The organism is Acidimicrobiales bacterium, assembly GCA_036399815.1.
In the GTDB taxonomy this organism is placed as follows: Bacteria; Actinomycetota; Acidimicrobiia; order Acidimicrobiales; family DASWMK01; genus DASWMK01.
This window is the reverse complement of sequence record DASWMK010000004.1, coordinates 1-7226: the sequence shown is the minus strand read 5'-3', so window position 1 is coordinate 7226 and position 7226 is coordinate 1. Positions and strand designations below refer to the sequence as shown.

The 7226-nt window shown below is 75.3% G+C and carries 9 protein-coding genes; 7 read left to right on the top strand and 2 right to left on the bottom strand.

What is annotated here, in order from left to right; translation table 11 throughout:
* The 7 genes from VGB14_00170 to VGB14_00140 form a co-directional block, all read left to right on the top strand.
* Positions 1-774, top strand: a 774-nt coding sequence (locus VGB14_00170; GenBank protein ID HEX9991318.1) for a J domain-containing protein, incomplete at its 5' end; no start/stop codon positions are given.
* Between the two features lie 38 nt (positions 775-812).
* Positions 813-1535, top strand: coding sequence for an RsmE family RNA methyltransferase (locus VGB14_00165; GenBank protein HEX9991317.1), 723 nt, complete (start codon positions 813-815; stop codon positions 1533-1535).
* Between the two features lie 103 nt (positions 1536-1638).
* Complete coding sequence (locus VGB14_00160; GenBank protein ID HEX9991316.1) at positions 1639-2145, top strand: transcriptional regulator; 507 nt, start codon at positions 1639-1641, stop codon at positions 2143-2145.
* Complete coding sequence (gene hemW, locus VGB14_00155; GenBank protein ID HEX9991315.1) at positions 2142-3218, top strand: radical SAM family heme chaperone HemW; 1077 nt, start codon at positions 2142-2144, stop codon at positions 3216-3218. The genes VGB14_00160 and hemW overlap by 4 nt, the downstream gene beginning before the upstream one ends.
* 111 nt (positions 3219-3329) lie before the next feature.
* Positions 3330-4712, top strand: coding sequence for a hypothetical protein (locus VGB14_00150; protein HEX9991314.1), 1383 nt, complete (start codon positions 3330-3332; stop codon positions 4710-4712).
* A gap of 105 nt (positions 4713-4817) precedes the next feature.
* Positions 4818-4979: a hypothetical protein gene (locus VGB14_00145; protein HEX9991313.1), complete on the top strand. Its 162-nt coding sequence runs from the start codon at positions 4818-4820 to the stop codon at positions 4977-4979.
* Positions 4976-5143: a hypothetical protein gene (locus VGB14_00140; protein HEX9991312.1), complete on the top strand. Its 168-nt coding sequence runs from the start codon at positions 4976-4978 to the stop codon at positions 5141-5143. Before VGB14_00145 ends, VGB14_00140 begins: the two co-directional genes overlap by 4 nt.
* A gap of 12 nt (positions 5144-5155) precedes the next feature.
* On the opposite strand, the gene VGB14_00135 is transcribed toward VGB14_00140, so the two are convergent.
* Positions 5156-5989: a hypothetical protein gene (locus tag VGB14_00135; protein HEX9991311.1), complete on the bottom strand. Its 834-nt coding sequence runs from the start codon at positions 5987-5989 to the stop codon at positions 5156-5158.
* A 106-nt stretch (positions 5990-6095) separates the two neighbouring features.
* Positions 6096-7226, bottom strand: a 1131-nt coding sequence (locus VGB14_00130; GenBank protein ID HEX9991310.1) for a hypothetical protein, incomplete at its 5' end; no start/stop codon positions are given.

Here is a 7226-nt window from a genome sequence, read left to right as displayed (position 1 = left end):
GACCTCGAGGTCGCCCTCGAGCTGTCCTTCGAGGAGGCGGTGTTCGGCGCCCAGCGGGAGGTCACCGTGCGCACGGCGGTGCCCTGCGAGGTGTGCGAGGCGACCGGCGCGGCGCCGGGCACGTCGCCCACCCGCTGCCCGGACTGCGGGGGGACCGGCCAGGTCCGGCGGGTGCGGTCGTCGTTCCTCGGCCAGATGGTGACGGCCGGGCCGTGCCCCCGGTGCGGGGCGATGGGGCAGGTCATCGCCTCGCCGTGCCCGGAGTGCAGCGGCGACGGCCGGGTGGTCGGCGAGCGCAGCTACCTGATCGACGTGCCGCCGGGCGTGAACGACGCCGACACCCTGCGCCTCCCCGGCCGGGGCGCCGTCGGGCCGAGGGGCGGGCGGCACGGCGACCTGTTCGTGCGCCTGGCCGTGCGACCCCATCCCCGCTTCGAGCGGGCCGGCTTCGACCTGGTCAGCGAGCTGCGGCTGGGGATCGCCCAGGCCGCGCTCGGCACCCACGTCCGCTTCGAGACCCTCGACGGCACCGAGGACCTCGTCGTCCCGGCCGGCACCCAGAGCGGGCGGGTCTTCCGCCTCCGGGGCCGGGGCGTGCCCCACCTCCAGGCCAGGGGCCGGGGCGACCTGCTGGTGCGGGCCGTCGTCGAGGTGCCGACGTCGCTGTCGGGCGAGGAGGAGTCGGCCCTGCGCCGGTACGCCGACGCCAGGGGCGAGGACGTGGCGCCGGCCGACACCGGGCTCCTCTCCCGCATCCGGTCGGCCTTCAAGTAGTGCCGGGGCCGGCGGGGCGGCCGGGGCCGCTCGTGTTCGTGGCCGACCTGGAGCAGCCGGTGCTGGACGACGAGGACCGCCACCACCTCGTCCGCGTCCTCCGGCTCGGGCCCGGCGACCCGCTGACCGTGGCCGACGGGGCCGGCCGGTGGCGGCCGTGCCGGTTCGGCCCCGAGCCCGAGCCGGACGGCCCCGTCGAGGTCGAGGCGGCGCCGTCGCCGGCGATCACGGTGGCGTTCGCCCCGGTGAAGGGGGACCGGCCCGAGTGGGTCGTGCAGAAGCTGACCGAGCTGGGGGTGGACCGGATCGTCCCGTTCGTCGCCGCCCGGTCGGTCGTGCGCTGGGAGGGCGACCGCGCCGCCCGCCAGGTCGACCGCCTGCGCCGGGTGGCGAGGGAGGCGGCGATGCAGTGCCACCGGGCGCGCCTGCCGGAGGTCGCCCCGCTGGCCGCCTTCGCCGACGTCGCCGGGCTGGCCGGCGCGGCGATCGCCGACCTCGGCGGCGGCCCGCCGTCCCTCGACCACCCGGTGGTCCTCGTGGGCCCGGAGGGCGGCTGGGCGGACGAGGAGCGCGCCGTGCGCCTCCCGGCGGTCGCGCTCGGTGGTGCGGTGCTGCGGGCGGAGACGGCGGCGGTCACCGCGGCCGCCCTGCTGGCTGCACTGCGTACGGGCCTCGTGGCCCCCGCCGCGGTGCCAACCGCGGAGTGTGGTGAAGGGCCGGGGAAACGGGTAGAGTGCGCGCCACCCGTGACCAAGGAGTGAGATCGCGATGGGCGAACGCGACGCACTGGTTGACCGAAGCCGCACGAGACCCCGCCAGCCGGCGGTCGTGGACGAGCCGCCCCCGCTGTCGTACGCACAGCGCGTGGGCGACCGGCTGCGCGCCATCCGGCGGCAGAAGAACCTGTCCCTCCAGGACGTGGAGGCGGCTTCCAACCAGGAGTTCAAGGCGTCCGTCCTCGGCGCCTACGAGCGGGGCGAGCGGGCGATCTCGGTCCCCCGCCTCCAGCGCCTCGCCCGGTTCTACAACGTGCCGGTCGACCAGCTCCTCCCGCGCGACCTCAGCCCCGAGCCGGGCCGCCTGCCCCAGTCGAGCCCGACGGTGGACCTCACCGAGCGCAGCTCGCACGGCGGCGTGCGGGGCACGGTGACGATCGACCTGACCCGCCTCGACCGTCTCCAGGGGCCCGAGGGGTCGATGCTCGGCCGGTACCTCAACCTCATCCAGGTGCAGCGCCAGGACTTCAACGGCCGGATGCTGACCATCCGGCGCGACGACCTGCGGGCGATCGCCTGCATCCTCGACAGCTCCGTCGAGGGCGCGGCCGACAAGCTCGACGAGCTGGGGCTCTGCCTGAACCAGTCGAAGTGACCGCCGGGACGGGGCGGCCCTTCGGGGCCTACGTCCACGTCCCGTTCTGCGCCGCCCGGTGCGACTACTGCGCGTTCGCCACGTGGACCGACCGCGGCCACCTGGTCGACCGCTACCTCCTAGCCGTGCGCACCGAGGTCGAGCGGGCCGTCGCCGACGGCCTGCCCCCGGTGACCAGCGTGTTCTTCGGCGGCGGGACGCCATCGCTGGTGCCCGCCGCCGCCCTGGTCGACGTCCTCGCCGCCCTGCCGCTGGCGCCCGGCGCCGAGGTGACCGTCGAGTGCAACCCCGACACCGTCACCGCCGGCCTGCTGGCCACGTACCGGGCCGGCGGGGTCGGCCGGCTGTCGCTCGGCGTGCAGTCGATGGTCCCGTCGGTGCTGGCGGCCCTCGGCCGGACCCACGACCCGGCCGCCGTCCGCCGGTCGGTCGACCTGGCCAGGGAGGCCGGGTTCGAGACGTTCAACCTCGACCTGATCTACGGGGCCGCGGGGGAGACCCTCGACCAGTGGTCGAGGACGCTGGACCTCGCCCTCGAGCTCGACCCGCCCCACGTCAGCGCCTACGGGTTGACGGTCGAGGCCGGCACCCCGCTCGCCGGCGACCCCGCCCGCCACCCCGACGAGGACGTCCAGGCCGACGAGTACCTGCTGGCCGCCGAGCGGCTCGAGGCCGCCGGGCTGGCCTGGTACGAGATCTCGAACTGGGCGAAGCCGGGCTACGAGTGCCGCCACAACCTCCTCTACTGGTCCCAGGGCGACTACCGCGGCTTCGGCTGCGCCGCCCACTCCCACGAGGCCGGCCGGCGGTGGTGGAACGTCCGCACCCCCGAGCGCTACGTCGAGCTCGTCGAGGCCGGGCGGCCGGCCGAGGCGGCCGGCGAGGCGCTCGACGCCGACGTCCGCCGCCTCGAGGGCCTCCAGCTCGCCGTGCGGACCAGGCGGGGCGTGCCGGCCGCCGCGCTGCCCGACGACGACCGCCTCGACGGGCTCGTCGACCTCGACGGCGACCGGGCCGTGCTCACCGTTCGTGGGCGGTTGCTCGCGAACGAAGTTGCCGTCCGGCTCCGCTGAGTTTCGACGGCTAAGCCTTCCTAAAGTCACCGCCAAATGGGGCGTAGGCCCATGGACCGGCAGCTTCGGCGCCCGTACCGTCGTGCCATCAACCAAGCGAGAGAGGCGAACATGCGACGGGTTCTACGAGGCGGAGTTGCGGCGCTGGGCCTGGCCACCCTGCTGCCGATCGGCCTGGCCGGCACGGCCGGGGCGCAAGAGGCAGCGGCGGCTCCCACGGCAGCGGCCGACGACGTCGCCCCGAACGGGCAGATCGCGTTCGCCAGCTCCGAGTGGTGCTGCTCGAACGACATCTACGTCGTGAACCCGGACGGCACGGGGCTCACGAACCTCACCAACACGCCGGAGATCAACGAGGCCGGCCCGAAGTGGTCGCCCGACGGCACGAAGATCGCCTACAGCCGGCCGGACACGGCCTGGGACTGGTCGTCCAACGTGTGGGTGATGAACGCCGACGGCTCCGGCCAGACGGCCCTCACCACCAACCCGGACCAGGACTACATGGGCGACTGGGCGCCCGACGGCTCGAAGATCGTCTACACCGCCTACGTCGAGGGCCGGTCGATCACGTCGCAGGCCGACATCTTCGTGATGAACCCCGACGGCACCGAGAACACGAACATCACCAACAACGACGCCACCGAGGAGAGCCCCTCCTGGTCGCCCGACGGTGACCGGCTCGTGTTCGGCGCCGCCCGGCCCACCCCCGGCGCCCCCAACGACTGGTACCGCTACGAGCTCGTCACCACCGACCCCGACGGCTCCAACGAGGTCATGGTCACCAACTCGATCGAGCTCGGCGTCAGCTACGAGGACCACTACCCGAGCTGGGACCCGACCGGCGAGATGATCGTCTGGATGTCGCAGTACGACGAGGCCTGCTGCGGCGACTGGGACGTCTGGGCCATGAACGAGGACGGCTCGGGCAAGACCAACCTCACCGACGACGGTGACCAGTGGAGCGGCCCCGCCGACTGGTTCCCCTCGTGGTCGCCGGACGGCACCCAGATCACCTTCTCGTCCAACCGTGACGGCGGCGACGCCACCACGCTGTACGCCATGACCGCTCCGACCACCCTGCCGGTGGCAACGGCGTCGGCCACGACCCTGCGCTCGGCCGGCGAGGCGAGGACCACGGCCACGGCGGCCCCGCCCACCAGCCACGACGACGCCCAGCCGGTCATCTCGATGAACCGGGCCGTCAGCGGCGCCGACTGGGGCGCCGAGCGCGGCTCGGTCGCCACGGCCACCCTGACGGTCACCCGCCGGGGCACCGGCTCGGGCCGGGTGTCGACGACCGACGCCCTCATCAACTGCGGCCGGGACTGCACCGAGGCCTACAGCGTGGGCCAGCGGGTGCGCCTCCGGGCCCGCCCGGCCACCGGCTCGGTGTTCGCCGGCTGGGGCGGCGCCTGCACCGGCACGGCCACGACCTGCACGGTCACCCTCGACCAGGCGAAGACGGTCAGGGCGACCTTCCGGGCGACCTCCTAGTCCGCACCCGCATCCCGCTCGACGAACGAGCCCCGGTGGCCTTCCCGGCCGCCGGGGCTCGTCCGCGTCGTGCCGCCGTCCTCGGCCCGGGCGTTCGCCGGCCGGGTGTTCGCTGCCCGAGTGTTCGCCGGCCGGGTGTTCGCCGGCCGGGTGTTCGCTGCCCGGGTGTTCGCCGGCCGGGTGTTCGCCGGCCGGGTGTTCGCCGGCCGGGTGTTCGCCGGCCGGGCGTTCGCCGGCGGCTCGGTGCGGGTACCGGCGCGGTCGTGACCGACCTGCCCGGCGCCGACGACGACGAGCTCGCCACCACGAAGGACCGCCTGGCCGCGGACGTGGCCGGGGAGGACGCCAGGGAGAAGGGCGGGGGAGGGGCGCCCGCCGGCGACTCGGCGATCTCGCTCGCCGAGGGCGCGGCCCTCGCCCCGCCCGACTAGCCCGTCAGGCGCTCACCAGCTGCCGTAGGTGAGCGCGTAGTCCGACCAGCGGACGGCCCGGGGGGCGTCGTACCAGGCGAACCAGCCGGCGTTGTCGTTGTACTGGACGTCGGCGTCGCGGGCGTCGCTCGTGTCGCCGTAGTAGTCGCTGTGGCCGTAGTCCGGCCACCAGTACTGGACCTTGTGGGCGGCGGACATGCCGGTGGCCGAGCTCTCCGAGACGATCCCGTCGCTGTCCGAGCCGATCAGGGTCCAGTCGGTGCCGCCCGAGCCCTGCGGGTTCTGGCGCAGGCCGCTGAGGAAGCCCGAGCCGGGCCGGATCTGCTCGCACTGGAGCCAGCCGCAGCCGTAGGCCCAGCTGCTGCCGCTGTGCGGGGTGGCCAGGGTGACCACGTCCTCGACATAGAGGTAGGCCGGGGCGCCGGCGCCGCCGGCCTGGGCCAGCGCGCTGCGGGTGATGAGGCCGCCCATCGAGTGGCCGACGATGTCGACGGTGATGCCGCGGGACGTGTAGTTGTTCCAGATGAACCAGGCCAGGCTGTTGCCGAGCGTGGTGATGGAGACGTTCTGGTCGCCGCTGCCGATGCTGCTCGTGCAGTTGGTGTCGTACGTGTAGTACTTGATCTTGACCATCGCGCCCGTGTGGCCCCAGGCCCGCAGCGCGTTGATCATCGGGTTCCACATGTTGCAGTCCGACCCGGCCGACCCGAAGGCGTCGAGGCCGTGGAGGAACAGGACCGGCTTGGACCGGTTGTCCGTGCGGGCCGACGCCGGCGTCGCGGGGACGACCAGGAGGGCCAGGACGACGGCGGCAGCCACCGCTGCCGCGCGGAAGGGACGCTTCATCGAACTCCTCGGTGCTGTGAGGGACCGCCCGCCGCCCACATTCCACCGCGTCGCGAGCGAGACGACAACCAGTGCCGGAAGATTCACGGCGGGTGGCCGCTCTGGGTCAGGCGGGCGGGGGCGGCGGGGGGAGGACGACGACCTGGCCGGGGAAGACGAGGTCGGGGTTGCCCGGGTCGGCCAGGCGGGAGCGATTCGCGTCGACCAGGGTCGTCCAGTAGGCGAGGACCTCGTCGTCGGTCGGCGGCCGGCCCCACTCGTCGGCCAGGGTCTCCTCGGCGACGGCCCACAAGTGGTCGCCGGCCTCGATCGTCCACGTCTCGACGGCCGCCGGCGCCGGGTGGCTCGTCTCGGCGGGTTGCGCCGGCGAGGCGGTCGGCGGTCGGGCGGGCGGGGCGGCCTGGGGCGGCGTCGGGCCCGGCGTCGACGGGGCCGGCGTGCCGGTGCCCGCCGTCGTCGGGGTAGTGGTCGACGGGACCGCCGTCGTGGCGGTTGACGGTGCCGGCGTCGTCGTGCTGGACGAGGTCGCCGGGGCGGTCGTGCTCGTCGTGGCCGCGGCGCCCGCTGCGGGGAGCCGGCGCATCGTCGCGGTGCCGTCCGGCAGGCGGGCCATGACGGCCGGCGGCGACGCGTCGTCGGGTGGCGCCGGCTCGGCCGCCGGCGGCACCGCGGACAACGGACCGGCCGGGAGCGGGACGGCGGCGAGGGCGGCGCTGGTCGCCGTCAGCCCGGCGCCCGCGACCCCGGAGAGGAGTCGGCGCACGCCGGGGACGGTCGCCGTGTCGGCCCACCGGACGGCCCGGCCGGCGCCGGCCAGGCGGACGGCGACGCCGACCAGGGTGCTGACCACGAGGTACCAGGCGAGCCCGACGGCGAGCAGGCGCAGCACGGCGAACCCGACGGTCACCCCGTCGCGCTCCTGGAGCCAGCGACGGGCGCCGGCCAGGGACAGCGGCGGCGGCGCCAGCACGCCCCGCCCGGCCGCCTGGAGCAACCAGATGGCCAGCGCCAGCCCGGCCAGCCAGGCGACCAGCCCGGCCGCCGCCGGCCACTCCGGACCGCCCCGGGGTGCGCCGTCCGTCTCGGCTCGGGCGCGGATCGCCGGCCCGGCGTCGTAGCCCCCGGGCGTCGACCAGTCCGCCGCCGGCGTCGTCGCCCGCCCTCGCGCCGGCGCAGCGCCGGCGCCGCCCGGCGTCGACCAGTCCGCCGCCGGCCTCATCGCCGGGCCCCGCACCGG

Bases quoted from the DNA above. Each gene is read 5' to 3' on its own strand.
- VGB14_00150 (HEX9991314.1), top strand. From the start codon at position 3,330: ATGCGACGGGTTCTACGAGGCGGAGTTGCGGCGCTGGGCCTGGCCACC.
- VGB14_00135 (HEX9991311.1), bottom strand. From the start codon at position 5,989: ATGAAGCGTCCCTTCCGCGCGGCAGCGGTGGCTGCCGCCGTCGTCCTG.